Origin of the sequence: Euzebya rosea, assembly GCF_003073135.1 — a bacterium.
Lineage (GTDB): Bacteria > Actinomycetota > Nitriliruptoria > Euzebyales > Euzebyaceae > Euzebya > Euzebya rosea.
Window position 1 is genome coordinate 287,077 of record NZ_PGDQ01000004.1, and the last position, 14,615, is coordinate 301,691.

Annotated in this window: 12 protein-coding genes; 10 read left to right on the forward strand and 2 right to left on the reverse strand. The window is 70.7% G+C overall.

The genetic code is table 11. The features are described from left to right. The first annotated feature begins 18 nt into the window (after positions 1 to 18). Genes hemB through CUC05_RS06445 form a run of 3 tightly spaced genes read left to right on the forward strand, consistent with a single transcriptional unit; the run spans position 19 to position 2,590 of the window. Entirely contained in the window at positions 19 to 1,014 is a 996-nt protein-coding gene (hemB, locus tag CUC05_RS06435; RefSeq protein WP_170127933.1) for a porphobilinogen synthase, read from the forward strand. Then, complete coding sequence (locus tag CUC05_RS06440; RefSeq protein ID WP_108665251.1) at positions 993 to 1,679, forward strand: adenosylcobinamide amidohydrolase; 687 nt, start codon at positions 993 to 995, stop codon at positions 1,677 to 1,679. Before hemB ends, CUC05_RS06440 begins: the two co-directional genes overlap by 22 nt. A 14-nt stretch (positions 1,680 to 1,693) precedes the next feature. Continuing rightward, on the forward strand, positions 1,694 to 2,590 hold the full coding sequence (locus CUC05_RS06445; RefSeq protein ID WP_108665252.1) for an ABC transporter substrate-binding protein: 897 nt from the start codon (positions 1,694 to 1,696) through the stop codon (positions 2,588 to 2,590). 59 nt (positions 2,591 to 2,649) lie between these two features. On the opposite strand, the gene sodX is transcribed toward CUC05_RS06445, so the two are convergent. Continuing rightward, entirely contained in the window at positions 2,650 to 3,060 is a 411-nt protein-coding gene (sodX, locus tag CUC05_RS06450) for a nickel-type superoxide dismutase maturation protease (RefSeq protein ID WP_108665253.1), read from the reverse strand. Between the two features lie 52 nt (positions 3,061 to 3,112). Here sodX and sodN point away from each other — a divergent pair, with 52 nt between their 5' ends. Further along, entirely contained in the window at positions 3,113 to 3,526 is a 414-nt protein-coding gene (gene sodN / locus CUC05_RS06455) for a superoxide dismutase, Ni (protein ID WP_108665254.1), read from the forward strand. Positions 3,527 to 3,647: 121 nt separating this feature from the next. Continuing rightward, positions 3,648 to 4,493, forward strand: coding sequence for a MaoC/PaaZ C-terminal domain-containing protein (locus tag CUC05_RS06460; protein WP_108665255.1), 846 nt, complete (start codon positions 3,648 to 3,650; stop codon positions 4,491 to 4,493). Between the two features lie 131 nt (positions 4,494 to 4,624). On the opposite strand, the gene CUC05_RS06465 is transcribed toward CUC05_RS06460, so the two are convergent. Continuing rightward, positions 4,625 to 6,007: an ABC transporter substrate-binding protein gene (locus tag CUC05_RS06465; protein WP_108665256.1), complete on the reverse strand. Its 1,383-nt coding sequence runs from the start codon at positions 6,005 to 6,007 to the stop codon at positions 4,625 to 4,627. Between the two features lie 334 nt (positions 6,008 to 6,341). Between CUC05_RS06465 and polA the strand changes: the two genes are divergently transcribed. The 5 genes from polA (at position 6,342) to rpsA (ending at position 14,541) form a co-directional block, all read left to right on the forward strand. Beyond that, positions 6,342 to 9,110, forward strand: a complete 2,769-nt coding sequence (gene polA, locus CUC05_RS06470) for a DNA polymerase I (protein WP_108665257.1) — start codon at positions 6,342 to 6,344, stop codon at positions 9,108 to 9,110. Positions 9,111 to 9,130: 20 nt separating this feature from the next. Beyond that, entirely contained in the window at positions 9,131 to 10,309 is a 1,179-nt protein-coding gene (locus CUC05_RS06475; RefSeq protein WP_108665258.1) for an O-succinylhomoserine sulfhydrylase, read from the forward strand. A gap of 58 nt (positions 10,310 to 10,367) precedes the next feature. Beyond that, entirely contained in the window at positions 10,368 to 12,308 is a 1,941-nt protein-coding gene (locus CUC05_RS06480; protein ID WP_108665259.1) for an acyl-CoA dehydrogenase family protein, read from the forward strand. Positions 12,309 to 12,360: 52 nt separating this feature from the next. Continuing rightward, entirely contained in the window at positions 12,361 to 12,747 is a 387-nt protein-coding gene (locus tag CUC05_RS06485) for a DUF983 domain-containing protein (protein ID WP_108665260.1), read from the forward strand. 210 nt (positions 12,748 to 12,957) lie between these two features. After that, on the forward strand, positions 12,958 to 14,541 hold the full coding sequence (gene rpsA, locus CUC05_RS06490; protein WP_108665261.1) for a 30S ribosomal protein S1: 1,584 nt from the start codon (positions 12,958 to 12,960) through the stop codon (positions 14,539 to 14,541). Positions 14,542 to 14,615 lie beyond the last annotated feature (74 nt).

Below are 14,615 nucleotides of genomic sequence, written 5' to 3' on the forward strand. Positions count from 1 at the left end.
ACCCCGCAGGAGACCCCGATGACCCACCAGCTGGACCTGCCCATCCGGCCTCGTCGCAACCGAGCCACGCCGGCCCTGCGCGACCTGGTCCGCGAGACCACGCTCACCCCGGCCGACATGCTGCTGCCGATGTTCCTGCACGTCGACGAGCACGACGTGCCGATCGAGTCGATGCCCGGCGTGACCCGCTGGAGCCTCGACGGGCTGGTCGAGGAGGTCGGCCGGGTCGCCGCACTCGGCATCCGGGGGGTCGTGCTGTTCCCCAAGATCGAGGATGTGCTGAAGTCCCCGAGGGGCGAGGAGTGCCACAACCCCGACGGGCTGTACCCGCGGGCGATCCGGGCGATCAAGGACGCCCACCCGGACATGCTGGTCATCACCGACGTGGCGCTCGACCCCTACTCCAGCGAGGGCCACGACGGGATCGTCGCCCCCGACGGTCGGATCCTCAACGACGAGACCGTCGAGGTCCTCGCCATGCAGGCCGTGTGCCAGGCCGACGCCGGCGCCGACGTCATCGCGCCCAGCGACATGATGGACGGCCGGGTCGAGGCGATCCGCGACGCGCTCGACGCCGACGGCCACACCGACGTCGGGATCATGTCCTACACCGCCAAGTACGCCTCCGCCTTCTACGGCCCCTTCCGGGGCGCGCTCGACTCCGCTCCCAAGTCCGGCGACAAGAAGACCTACCAGATGGATCCCGGCAACGTCCGCGAGGCGCTGCGCGAGTACGAGCAGGACGTGCTCGAGGGTGCCGACATGGTCATGGTCAAGCCCGCCGGTCCGTACCTCGACGTCATCCGACGGCTCGCCGACGTCTCCACGGTGCCCGTCGCCGCCTACCAGGTGAGCGGTGAGTACCTCATGATCGCCGCCGCGTCACGGGCGGGTTGGCTGGACGAGCGAGCCATCGCCATCGAGACCCTCACCGGCATCAAGCGAGCCGGCGCCGACATCGTCCTGACCTACTATGCCGACCGGGTCGCCGAGTGGCTGCAGACCACCGGCTGACCGTCGACGGGGACCGCCTGGTCCTCGTCCTCGACCAGGCCCGTCCCTGCGTGGCCTCCACCATCGTGGGGGGCGGCATCGGCACCGTCCGGACCTGGCTGAACCTCGAGGTGCCGCTGGCCTACGACCGGCTGGACCCCGTCGCCCACCTGAAGGAACGCGCCGACGACCTCGACGGTCCGCTGGTGGCCACCATGACGGCCGCGGCGGTCGACCGCTGGGTCGAGGGGCGGCAGGGCCTGGCGTGGGTCGTCGCCACGGTCGGGGTGTCCGTGCCGCTGGCGGCAGCCGGCAGCTGGGAACCCCACCACGGGCCCGGGACGATCAACATCGCCGCCGTGCTCGATGCCCGCCTCGACGACGCCGGGCTGGTCAACGCGGTGCAGACGTTGACGGAGGCCAAGGCGCAGGCCATCGCCGACGCCGGGCTGCCGGCCACCAACCGCGACGGCGTCGCCACCGGCACCGCCACCGACTCGATCCTGGTCGCGGCCGCGCCGGTCCGGTCGCGGCCCGAGGGCATCGACCCCTCCTTGTGGGACGGTCCGTCGTCGTTTGCCGGCCCCGCCACACGGGTCGGCCACGACCTGGCCATGGCCACCCACACCGCCATCACCGCCGGCCTCGCCCGCTGGCGCGCCGACCACCCCTCCACCGACCGCTAGACCCGGGAGCCCACGTGTCCTCAGCCATCGCCAGCCTCATCCCCTCCGGAACCGACATCGCCGCCGCCCTCGGGCTCGGCGACCGGCTGGTCGGGGTGTCCCACGAGTGCGACCACGCCATCGCCGAGGGCAAGCCGGTGCTGACCAGCTCGATCCTCGACCTGACGATGACGCCCGGCGAGATCGACGCGGCCGTCAGCGCCTCCGTGGCCGACGGGCACAGCCTGTACCGGACCGACCGCCCGCTGCTGCACCAGCTGGACCCCGGCCTGGTGCTCAGCCAGGACGTCTGCGACGTCTGCGCGGTCAACGGCGAGGTCGCCCGCGGCGACGTGCCGGAGGGTGCCGAGCTGATCATGCTGACGGCCGTCCGCCTCGCCCACCTGTGGGAGGACCTCGCCCGTGTCGGCCGGGCCGCCGGGGTCGAGGCGACCGCCGACCGCGTCGTCGCGGAGGCCAAGCAGGACCTCGCCGCGGTCGCCGAGTCCGTCGCCGGGGTGGAGCGGCCGCGCATCGTGGCGCTGGAGTGGGGCGACCCGTACTTCATCGCCGGCCACTGGGTGCCCGAGCTGATCGACCTCGCCGGCGGCGTCGACGCCCTGGCCGACCCGGGTGAGGCGTCGCGGCGGGTCACCCCCGAGGAGGTCGCGGAGGCCGATCCCGACATCGTGCTGTTCGTCCCCTGCGGCTACTCCCTCGAGCGGTCGGTGGACGAGGCGAGGGGTCTGCCGCTCGCCGACCTCCGGGCCGTTCGCGAGGGCCGGTTCTGGGCGATGGACGCCACCCGCCTCTTCAGCCGGTGCACCCCGCAGGCCGTCGTCAGCGGCGCTCGCGCCCTGGCGTCGGTGATGCACCCCGACCGCGCCGGCGCCCCCGCCCCCGCCGACGCCGTTCGGATCACCCTGTCCTGACGACGTCGCGTGTCGAATACCGGGCCGCCCGTCGCGATGACCCGACAGGGCTCGAGGGGTCAGGTCGACCAGAGCCAGCCTGCGCGGTCGGGTGGGGCGTAGCGGTAGATCGGCCGGCCGAGGACCAGGCGGCGCGGGACGGGACCGAAGTGCCGTGAGTCGGTGCTGGCCGACGGGTTGTCGCCGCGGACCGTGACGGTGCGACGGTCGACTGCTTCGGCCCGCTTGACGAGCAGCCGGTCGGCCTCCTCGGGATGGGTCACGACGACCAGCCGGCCGGGCCGAACCGGACCGGGGGACACCAGCAGCCGGTCACCGGGCAGCAGGGTGGGCAGCATGCTCGGCCCCTGCACGGTGACGCGGGGGAGGGTGAGCAGCCGGGCGGCGCCGACGGCCGCGACGAGCGCGGCGGCGACTGCAGGCCATGTGACAGGGCGGGGGGTTCGGACCGGGTCGGTTGGGAGGGCCATGGGTAGCTAGAGTGTGGCCCGCTTTCGTGTCCACCCCCTCAAGGAGAACCACATGCTCCAGCGAATCCTGACCCTGACCGACCGCTTCAACGCCCCGACGACCGCCCACGCGCACTGCGACCTGATGTGCGGCGTCTACGACCCGGCCCAGGCCCGCATCGAGGCGGAGTCGGTCCTGAAGTGCGCGGAGAAGTACCAGGACTCCGACGACCCGGTCTTCAAGCAGCGGGCGATCACCATCAAGGAGGAGCGGGCCGAGCTGGTCAAGCACCACCTGTCGGTGCTGTGGACCGACTACTTCAAGCCGCCGCACGTGGAGCAGTTCCCACAGCTGCACGACCTGTTCTGGCGCGCGATCAAGGCCGCTGGTGACGCCAAGAAGAGCGTCGACCCGGCCGACGGCCAGAAGCTGCTGGACCTGATCGACGAGATCGCCGGCATCTTCGCGGAGACCAAGAAGGGCTAGCCAGGCCGCTCCGGCCTCGAGCCCCGACATCGCCCCGGCCCCGACGGTCGGGGCGTTGTCATGTTCGGGGTCGTGCAGGACGCGGCGTCGCAGGCAGGGCGTCAGCTGGTAGACCACCACCATGCCGATCGACATCGATGCCCTGCTGGCCGCCGACCCCATCGAGTGGGACGCCTCGTGGACGACCAAGGACGTGATCCTGTACCACCTCGGGATCGGCGCCGGCGTGCCGGCCACCGACCCGGGCGAGCTGCGGCTCACCTACGAACCCGACCTCGTGGTCATGCCGTCCTTCGGGACGGTGCCCGGCTTCCTGCCCATCCCGTCCTACGCCGACCTCCCCGGCTTCGACATCGACCTGCGCATGCTGGTCCACGGCGAGCACGACCTGGTCCTCCACCGGCCGCTGCCGACGGAGGCCACCGCCACCTCCAGCGCCCGCGCGGTGGGGGTGTACGACAAGCGGTCCGGCGCGTCGGTGGTCTTCGAGAACACCACCACGGTCGACGGCGAGCCCATCGCCACCAACACCATGACGGCCTTCATCCGTGGCGAGGGCGGCTTCGGCGGTGACCCCGGCCCGTCCGGTGACCGGATCCGCCCACCGCGGCGGGACCCCGACTCGACGGTGCGGACGCCGACCCTGGCGCAGCAGGCGCTGCTGTACCGGCTGAGCGGGGACGCCAACCCCCTGCACGCCGATCCGGCGTTCGCGGCCGTCGGCGGGTTCGACCGCCCGATCCTCCACGGCATGTGCACCTTCGGCATCGCCTGCAAGGCCGCCGTGCAGACCCTCCTCGACGGCGACACCACCGCCGTCACTCGCTACCAGGCCCGGTTCTCCGGCGTCGTGCTCCCGGGCGACACCCTCGAGCACGCCCTGTGGCGCGAGGACGACAGCATCGTCATCGAGAGCCGCGTGGACGACCGGGCCGTCCTCAAGCAGGCCAGGCTGATGCTCGGCTGAGACGCGACGCCCGACAACCCCCGCGACCGACACCCCGCGAACGACACCCCGCGAACGACAACAGGGCCCGGCGCGTGATGCGCCGGGCCCTGCGATGTCCTGGTGGTGATCGGGTGATCACCGACCGGGTGCTACTGGCTGGAGACGATCGTGTCGATCTGCTCCAGGGTGCCCTCGGCGGTGAACTCCGACAGGGCGTAGGTGCCCTGCGAGGGCTCGCCGGCCTCGGTGAAGTCCATCGGACCGGACGGGCCGTCGTAGTCGATGTCCTCGCCAGCGTCCAGCAGCTCCTTGCACTCCGCGAAGGAGGTGCACTTGGTGCCGCCGCCGGTGACGGCGATCATGTTGTCGGCGATCGCCTGGGAGGAGTTGGACCCACCAGCGTGCGCAGCCAGGGCGGCAGCGATGGCGCAGTCGTAACCCTCAGCAGCGAACAGGGTGTCGGTGACGTCGGGGGCGAACTCCGACAGCGCGGTGTTGAATCCCTCGTCCGACGCAGGGGTCGGGGAGGTGGTGCGCATGCCGGCCAGGACGGCCGGGTTGTTCGGGTCGACCAGGCCGGGGGTGTCGTTGGAGGCGATGCCGTCGGCACCGAAGACAACGATGTCGGCCGGGCCCACGCCACGCTCGATCATGGTCGACAGGATGCGGGCACCCTCGTCGAAGGCGATCAGGGCGACGGCGTCCGCGCCGGAGTTGACGACCTGCTCGACCTCGGCGTCGAAGCTCTGGGCCATCGGGTCGTAGGTGGTCTCGACGGCGACGGTCGCGCCGGCGTTCTCGAGGGCAGCCACGGTGGCGTCCAGCAGGCCCTGGCCGTAGTCATCGGCACGCGCCAGGACGGCGACGTTGGTGCCGCCAGCGGCCACGATCTGCTCGGCCAGGACCGGACCCTGCAGGGCGTCGGTCGGGGCGGCACGGAAGTACAGGCCACCGTCGTCGTAGTTGGTGAAGGTGGGGGAGGTGTTGGACGGCGAGCACTGGACGACGCCGGCACCGGTGATCTTGTCGATGATCGTCAGGGAGATACCGGACGACGCCGCACCCATGATCACGTGGACGTCCTCGGCGAGCAGGCGGTCAGCGGTCTGGTTGGCGATGGTGCCATCACCGTCACCCTCGTCACCGCCGTCCTGCAGGACCTCGGCACCGTTGACGCCGCCGGCCTCGTTGATCTGCTGCACGGCGAGCTGGAAGCCGTTGATGATCGGCGGGCCCAGGAAGGCGAGCTGACCGGTCTCGGGGAGGATGTAGGCCATCTTGAGGTTCTCCGCGCCGTCACCGGCGGGCTCCTCGGCGGCTTCCTCGGTGGTGGCTTCCTCGGCGGGCTCCTCTTCCTCGGTCGCCTCGTCGGTTGCCTCTTCCTCGGTGGGCTCGTCGACGGTCTCCTCGGTCGCGGCGTCGCCGGCGTCCTCGTCGGTCTCGTCGCCGCTGTCGGATGCGCACGCGGTCGCGACGATCGCCAGCAGGGCGATCATGGCGACGAGGCGCAGCCACTTAAGGTTGGTGGTCATGCCACTGACTCCTCTTGGATGGGGGTTGTGCGTAGCGTGCTCGCAGGGCCTGACAGGACCTGCAGGGTCGGCACGCGCGGCAGATTACTTGCGATTGCTGTAGGAGGTGATTCCCTCGGGGGGAATTCCCTCCGGGCCACCGTGTTGTGCGAGTGTCCCGCAACACACCGCCACGGGGACATCTCCTACCACGGTCGTAACGCTACTACGACCGTCGGAGGAATGTGTGCATGACGGTGCGCGGGCCGGGCCCACGGGGGCAGGGTCCGGCCGTCGTGCGAGGCCTTCGACATGAAACCACCGATCTCCTGCTCGACGTAGGATCGACGCCTCCATGACTGCCTCTCGCCCGACCCTCGCCCTCCTGGATGGCTACAGCCTGGCCTACCGCGCCTTCTTCGCGCTGCCCGAGGACCTGCGCACCACGACCGGCCAGGTGACCAACGCCGCCTACGGCTTCACGTCCATGGTCATCAAGCTGCTCGACGAGCACCCGCCCGAGGCGCTCGCGGCGGTCTTCGACAAGGGACGCCCGGCCGAACGGACCGAGATCCTCCCGGAGTACAAGGCCAACCGGAAGGAGTCGCCGGACGAGTTCAGGTCGCAGCTGCCGCTGATCGACGAGGTTCTGGAGGCCATGGGCATCCCGCGGGTCGACCTGGAGGGGCAGGAGGCCGACGACCTGATCGCCAGCTACGCGGAGACCGCCAAGGCCGACGGGTGGGACGTGCTGGTCGTGACCGGCGACCGTGACCTGTTCCAGCTGGTCGACGAGGGCGACGGCGAGCACGGGGCCGTCCGGGTGCTCTACACCCGACGGGGCATCAGCGACACGATCGTGATGGACACCGCCGCGGTCGAGGACAAGTACGGCGTGCCACCGACCAGCTACCCGATGCTCGCCGCGCTGCGCGGTGACCCCAGCGACAACATCCCCGGCGTGCCCGGGGTCGGCGACAAGACCGCCGCGAAGCTGCTGGCCGCCCACGGGACGCTGGAGGGCATCTACGACAACATCGACAGCATCCGCGGCAAGAAGGTGCCCGCGATGCTGCTGGAGCACCGCGACGCCGTCATGGCCAGCCGCATCGTCACGACGGTGAACCGCCAGCTGCCCCTGCCCCGGCCGGTGGAGGACTTCCGCCGCGGCGAGATCGACGCCCCCGCGGTCCAGCGCCTCTTCGCCACCCTGGAGTTCCGGTCGTTGTGGGACCGGCTCAACGAGACGGTCCTCGGTGCCCAGGCAGAGGACGCCGCCGGCGGGTTCGACACCGAACCGGTCCGCGGCGACGGCGGCGACATCGCCGCGTGGCTGGACAAGGTCCCCGGTGGCCAGCCCGTCGCGATCGTGCCCACGACCGAGGGTGCGCTGCCCGACGTCGACGCGGTCGCCATCGCGCTCGCCGCCTCCGGTGCCGACCCGATCACCGCCCGCACGACGGTGTGGGACGACGCCGACCGGGCGGCGCTCCAGCGCCTGCTGACGGGCGAGGACGGCCACCCCCTGTGGGTCCACGACGGCAAGAAGCTGCACCACTTCGCCCGCGGTGCGGGGTTGCCCGAACCCGTCCAGCCCACCATCGACACCGAGGTCTGGGCCTACGTCCTGCAGCCATCGGCCCGCACCTACGCGCTGGACAAGCTGGCGCTGGAGTACCTCTCCAAGCACCTGGCCACCGAGGAGGAGGTCCAGCAGGCGGGTGAGGAGTCGGGGCAGCTCGGCATGTTCGAGACCGAGCAGGACACCGCCTGGCGTGCCCGGGCGTTTGAGGCGCAGGCCCTGTTCGAGCTGGCCGAGGTGCTCGACGCCGAGGTGACGCAGCGCGGGCAGGCCGACCTGATCCGTCGCATCGAGCTGCCGCTGATCGCCGGCCTCGCCGACCTCGAGCGGGCCGGCATCACCGTCGACGGCCGAGTCCTGGCCGAGCTGGGCGCCGACCTCGAGGACAAGGTCGCCGACGCCCGCTCCCGCGCGCTGACGGCGGTCGAGGCCGATGAACGCGACCTCGAGGACTTCCTCGACCTCGGCTTCCTCGACTCGCCCAAGAAGCTGCAGAGCCTGCTGTTCGAACACCTCGGGCTGAAGAAGACCAAGAAGATCAAGACCGGCTGGTCCACCGACGCGGCCGAGCTCCGCAAGATCATCGAGGAACACCCCGTCATCCAGGCCATCCTCGACTACCGCGAGTACAGCAAGCTCAAGGGCACCTACATCGACCCGCTGCTGGCGATGGTCGGTGCGGAGGGCACCCGGCGGGTGCACGCGGAGTTCAACCAGACCGTCGCCGTGACCGGCCGGCTGTCCAGCCAGAACCCCAACCTGCAGAACATCCCGATCCGCACCGAGCTCGGCCGGCAGATCCGCCGAGCGTTCGTGCCGGGGGAGGGCTACGACACCCTGGTCGTGGCCGACTACTCCCAGATCGAGCTGCGGGTCATGGCCCACCTGTCCGGGGACGAGGGGTTGCTGGACGCCTTCGGCTCGGGCGAGGACATCCACGCCGCGACGGCCGCCAAGGTCTTCGGGGTCGACGTCGCCGACGTCGACAACACGCAGCGGTCGAAGATCAAGGGCATGACCTACGGGCTGGCCTACGGCCTGAGCGCCTTCGGCCTGGCCCAGCAGCTGGCCATCGGCCGCGACGAGGCACAGGAGCTGATGGACGCCTACTTCGAGCGGTTCCCCGGGGTGCGGTCCTACCTGTACGGGGGGGTGGAGGAAGCCCGACGCAGCGGCTACACCGAGACCCTGACGGGCCGACGGCGGTACCTGCCCGACCTGATGAGCGAGAACCGGCAGCGTCGCGCGATGGCCGAGCGCATGGCCCTCAACGCGCCGATCCAGGGCACCGCCGCCGACATCATGAAGATCGCCATGAACGACGTCCGCGCGGCCATGGCCGCCGCCGACTGGGCCGGTGACCCAGCCCCCCAGCTGCTGCTGCAGGTCCACGACGAGCTGGTGTGCGAGGCGACCACCGCCGACCACGACCAGCTCCGCGACCTGCTGGTCGACACCATGTCCGGGGTCATCGAGCTGGCGGTGCCGCTGGAGGTCGACTGGGCGTCCGGGCCGTCGTGGGCCGAGGCGGAGAAGCACTGACATGGCCGGGACCCGCTGACATGGACGAGCAGCAGCTGCGCCCCGACACCCTCGCGGTCCGTGCGGGGCTGGACCGCGGCCACCACGACGAGACCGCCGAGGCCCTCTACCTGACGTCGGGGTACGTGTACGGCTCTGCCGAGGAGGCCGCGGCGGCCTTCGCCGGTGAGCTGGCCCGCCATCGCTACTCACGGGTGTCCAACCCGACGGTGACGATGCTGCAGGAGCGGGTGCGCGCCATGGAGGGGGCCGAGGCGGCATGGGCGACCGCCAGCGGCATGGCGGCGGTGTTCAACGCCCTGCTGGCCTGCACCCGCGCGGGCGATCGGGTCGTGGCCTCCCGCAGCCTCTTCGGGTCCTGCTTCGTCATCCTCGACGAGCTGCTGCCGCGCTACGGGATCGCCTGCGACTTCGTCGACGGCGAGGACCTCGACCAGTGGGAGCAGGCGCTGGCACGCCCCGCACAGGCGGTGTTCTTCGAGAGTCCGGCCAACCCCATGCAGCAGCTGGTCGACGTCGCGGCGGTCAGCGATCTGGCCCACGCGGCCGGGGCGACCGTCGTCGTCGACAACATCTTCGCCTCACCCGTCTTCCAGCGGCCGCTCGACCACGGCGCCGATGTCGTCGTCTACTCCACCACCAAGCACATGGACGGCCACGGCCGCACGCTCGGCGGGATGGTCCTCGGGACGGCCAGCTTCATCGGTGAGCAGCTGCAGCCGTTCATGCGGCACACCGGCCCGACGATGAGCCCCTTCAACGCCTGGGTGGTCCTCAAGAGCCTCGAGACGATGTCGCTGCGCGTCGAGCGCATGGCCGCGTCGGCCCTCGACCTGGCCGGCTGGCTGGAGGGCCACGAGTCCGTCACGTGGGTGCGCCACCCGTGGCTGCCGTCCCACCCGCAGCACGACCTGGCCCGCCGCCAGATGACCGGCGGCGGCACGGTCGTCACCTTCGAGGTCGACGGTGGCACCGACCGGGCGTTCGCGGTCCTCAACGCCCTGCGGGTCATCGACATCTCCAACAACTTCGCCGACGCCAAGTCCCTCACCACCCATCCGGCGACGACCACGCACCGGCGCATCGGTCCCGAGGCACGGCAGGCGATCGGCATCAGCGACGGGACCATCCGGCTGTCGGTGGGGCTGGAGGACGTCGAGGACCTGCGCGAGGACCTCGACCGGGCCCTCTCCGGCTGACCGGAAATACTCCGAACCGGGTGTTTCGCGCCCCGGGGCAGGGGTTACGTTCCGTCCTGTGAGCACCACCCAGGCACTGCGCACGCTGCTCGACGGACCCCACGCGGCCGTCCGGGACGAGGTCCGGACGTTGCTGAAGGACCCCGACATGGGACCCGCCATCGGGTTGGGGGTGGAGGAGCACCGGGCGCGCGTCGCCCAGCAGATGCAGCGCCTCGCCAGCCACGGCATCGGCCCGTCGCTGGGGTTCCCGAGCCGCGTGGGCGGCCACGACGACCCCGGGGGTGGTATCGCGGCCTTCGAGACGCTGGCCTTCGGTGACCTGTCCCTGCTGGTCAAGGTGGGGGTCCAGTGGGGCCTGTTCGGCGGGGCCGTGATGCAGCTCGGCAACCCCGAGCAGATCGAGCGCTACGGCCCCGACATCGTCACCCTTGCCCTGCCCGGCTGCTTCGCCATGACCGAGACGGGGCACGGCTCCGACGTCGAGCAGCTGCGGACCACCGCGACCTACGCGCCGGCCACCGACGAGTTCATCGTCCACACCCCCGACGAGGACGCCCGCAAGGACTACATCGGCAACGCCGCCCGTGACGGGCGCATGGCCGTGGTGTTCGCCCAGCTGATCGTCGACGACACCAACCACGGGGTGCACGCCCTGCTGGTCCCGCTGCGCGACGACGAGCACAACCTGCTGCCGGGCGTCCACATCGAGGACGACGGCCACAAGGCCGGGCTCAACGGGGTGGACAACGGCCGCATCACCTTCGATGCCGTGCGTGTCCCGCGCACCAACCTGCTGGACCGCTTCGGCACGGTGGATCCCGACGGCACCTACCGAAGCACCATCGAGAGCCGCACCCGCCGGTTCTTCACCATGCTGGGTGCGCTGGTGCAGGGCCGTACGTCGGTCTCGGGTGCGGCGATCAACGCCAGCAAGGTCGCCCTCACCATCGCCGTCCGTTACGGCGAGACCAGGCGACAGTTCTCCGCGCCCGACGAGGTCCACGAGAACCGCCTGCTGGACTACCAGGCCCACCAGCGGCTGCTGCTGCCGCTGCTGGCCCGCACCTACGCGCTGCACTTCGCGCAGGAGGAGCTGCTGCGTCGCTACGTCGCCTCCCAGGACGGCGACGACCCGGAGGCACGCCGCGAGGTCGAGTCGATCGCCGCCGGCATGAAGGCGCAGGCGACGTGGCACTGCAACGAGGTCATGCAGGCCTGCCGCGAGGCCTGCGGCGGCGCCGGCTACCTGTCGGAGAACCGGCTGCCGTCGCTGCGCGCCGACACCGACGTCTTCGCGACGTTCGAGGGTGCCAACACCGTGCTCATGCAGCTGGTCGCCAAGGGCCTGCTCACCGGGTACAGCGAGGAGTTCTCGGAGCTGGACCTGATGGGCACCGTGCGGTTCGTCGCCGACCGGGTGCTGGACAACGTGGTGGAGCGGCTGCGGGCCGTGCCCCTGCTGCAGTCCCTCCGTGGCGCCGCCCCGGTCCGGCAGACCGAGGACCTGCGCGACCGCGGCTGGCACTGCGAGCTGTTCGCCGACCGGGAGGAACACGCCCTCGAGACGGTGGCCGCCCGCATCAAGGCCGGCATGGACGACGACGGCGATGCCTTCGCGGCCTTCAACCGGGCCCAGACCCACGTCCTGTACGCCGCCCGCGTGCACATGGAGAACGTCGTGCTCGGCCACCTGACCGCGGCGGTCGGCAGGTGCGAGGACGACGACGTGCGCGAGCTGCTCGGGCTGGTCGCCGACCTCTACGCCCTGCACACCATCGAGGCCGACCGGGGCTGGTTCCTCGAGCACGGCCGCCTGACCCCCGAGACCACCAAGGGGATCACCCAGATGGTCGACGTGCTGTGCAACGAGCTGCGGCCACGGGCGCTGGAGCTGGTCGAGGCGTTCGGTGTCCCGGAGGAGGTGCTGATGGCGCCCATCGCCACCGGCGCCGAAGCGGCGCGTCAGCAGATGCGGTCGGTCGCCGGATCGGCCTGACGGCCGGTCCCCGGAATCGTCGGGACGTGACACCGCTGGCATCATTGGGGACATGCCCGCCGAGCCCCGTTCCCCGTCGCTGCTGAACGCCCTGCGCGTTCGCTGTCCCCTCTGCGGGCACGACGGGATCACCGAGGGGTACGGCAACGTCGTCGACGAGTGCCCCAGCTGCCACTACTCCTACACCCACGGCGAGGACGGCTACTGGGTCGGCGCCCTGATCATGAACATGGCCGTGTGCCTGATCAGCTTCTTCGTGGCGTTCCTCGGGACGATCCTGCTGACCTGGCCCGACGTGCCGTGGGGTGCGCTGACGTTCATCGCCATCGGCGTGATGGTCGCGGTGCCGATCTGGTTCTACCCCCGCTCCAAGACCGTGTGGGTGTGGGCGGACCTGCGGATCCACCCCTACACCGAGGACGAGCGACCGGCCGTCTGACCCGGTCGGGCTCGCCGTCGTTGCCCTTGGTTGACAGCGGCCGGGTGGTACAGCAGACTGGCTGCTCGCCCCTATTCGGGGCTTTCTGTGCTGCACGCGACAGAGCCGCGCCCCAGCACCCGTGGCCCCCCGGACGAGGGGCACTCCCATCGAAGCCAGCGTCGACCGACGTCGACACCCTGCAGAATCCCCTGTGAACGGACCGCCAACATGACCGACCAGTACACCCTCACGTCCGCTGTGGACGAAGAACGCGAACGAGGTGCCGCCATCCTCCTCGAGGAGTTCGGCTCCGAAGAAGCGTTCCTCGCTGCCCTCGAGGCCACCGTCAAGGACTTCGACGACGGCGACATCGTGGAGGGGGTTGTCGTCAAGGTCGACCCCGAAGAGGTCCTGCTGGACATCGGGTTCAAGTCCGAGGGTGTCATCCCCTCGCGCGAGCTGAGCATCAAGCACGACGTCGACCCCAACGAGGTCGTCGCCGTCGGTGATGTCATCGAGGCACTGGTCCTGCAGAAGGAGGACAAGGACGGTCGTCTGGTCCTGTCCAAGAAGCGCGCCCAGTACGAGCGCGCCTGGGGCAAGATCGAGGAGATCCACGAGCGGGACTCCACGGTCACCGGCACCGTCATCGAGGTCGTCAAGGGCGGCCTCATCCTCGACATCGGCCTGCGCGGCTTCCTGCCCGCCTCGCTGGTGGAGATGCGTCGTGTCCGCGACCTGCACCCCTACGTGGGCCAGGAGCTCGAGTGCAAGGTCATCGAGCTCGACAAGAACCGCAACAACGTCGTCCTGTCCCGTCGCAAGTTCCTGGAGGAGACGCAGAGCGAGTTCCGCCGCGAGTTCCTCGAGACCCTGCAGAAGGGCGAGATCCGCAAGGGCACGGTCAGCTCCTGCGTCAACTTCGGTGCCTTCGTGGACCTGGGCGGCGTCGACGGCCTGGTCCACGTGTCCGAGCTGTCCTGGAAGCACGTCGACCACCCCGGTGAGGTCGTCGAGCTCGGCCAGGAGGTCGAGGTCGAGGTCCTGGACGTCGACCTGGAGCGCGAGCGCGTCTCCCTGTCGCTCAAGGCGACCCAGGAAGACCCGTGGCAGCAGTTCGCCCGCCAGCACTACGTCGGCGAGTTCGTCGAGGGCAACGTCACGAAGCTCGTGCCGTTCGGTGCGTTCGTCAAGGTCGAGGACGGCATCGAGGGCCTGATCCACATCTCCGAGCTGGCCGACGCCCACGTCGAGCAGCCCGAGCAGGTCGTGAAGGTCAACGACCGGATCACCGTCAAGATCATCGACATCGACGACGTCCGTCGTCGTATCTCCCTCTCCCTGAAGCAGGCCGTCAAGGCCGGCTACGGCGAGGCCCCGGAGATCGACGAGGCCCCGGCCTACGCCGCGGAGGACTCCTCCTCGGGCCGTGCGCCCGAGGCTGGCGACGGTGGCTCGGCCATGGGTGCTGCCCTGGCCCAGGCCCTGCAGCGTTCCCAGGGGACGCAGGCCAGCTCCGAGGAGGCCAGCTCCGAGGAGGGTGGCCTGTCCGCCCAGGACGTCATCGCCCGGGTCCAGGCCCAGGCTGCTGCTGTCAAGGACGACGAGCCCGCCGAGGACACCGCTGCCGAGGAGGCTCCTGCTGAGGAGGCCGCCGTCGAGGAGGCTCCTGCTGAGGACGCTGCCGTCGAGGAGGCTCCGGCCGACGCGCCTGCGCCTGCCGAGGACGACACCACCACCGAGCAGGCCGTGTCCGAGGACACCGCCGACGCTCCCGCAGAGGACGCTCCGGCCGACGAGGCCACCGAGTAACCCTCCGCACCGGACACGTGCGTCGACCCCGCCACCACGGCGGGGTCGACGCCGTTTTGCGTCCGGGACGGCGG

Bases quoted from the DNA above. Each gene is read 5' to 3' on its own strand.
- CUC05_RS06460 (WP_108665255.1), top strand. From the start codon at position 3,648: ATGCCGATCGACATCGATGCCCTGCTGGCCGCCGACCCCATCGAGTGG.
- rpsA (WP_108665261.1), top strand. From the start codon at position 12,958: ATGACCGACCAGTACACCCTCACGTCCGCTGTGGACGAAGAACGCGAA.
- CUC05_RS06465 (WP_108665256.1), bottom strand. From the start codon at position 6,007: ATGACCACCAACCTTAAGTGGCTGCGCCTCGTCGCCATGATCGCCCTG.
- hemB (WP_170127933.1), top strand. From the start codon at position 19: ATGACCCACCAGCTGGACCTGCCCATCCGGCCTCGTCGCAACCGAGCC.
- polA (WP_108665257.1), top strand. From the start codon at position 6,342: ATGACTGCCTCTCGCCCGACCCTCGCCCTCCTGGATGGCTACAGCCTG.
- sodX (WP_108665253.1), bottom strand. From the start codon at position 3,060: ATGGCCCTCCCAACCGACCCGGTCCGAACCCCCCGCCCTGTCACATGG.
- CUC05_RS06475 (WP_108665258.1), top strand. From the start codon at position 9,131: ATGGACGAGCAGCAGCTGCGCCCCGACACCCTCGCGGTCCGTGCGGGG.
- CUC05_RS06485 (WP_108665260.1), top strand. From the start codon at position 12,361: ATGCCCGCCGAGCCCCGTTCCCCGTCGCTGCTGAACGCCCTGCGCGTT.
- sodN (WP_108665254.1), top strand. From the start codon at position 3,113: ATGCTCCAGCGAATCCTGACCCTGACCGACCGCTTCAACGCCCCGACG.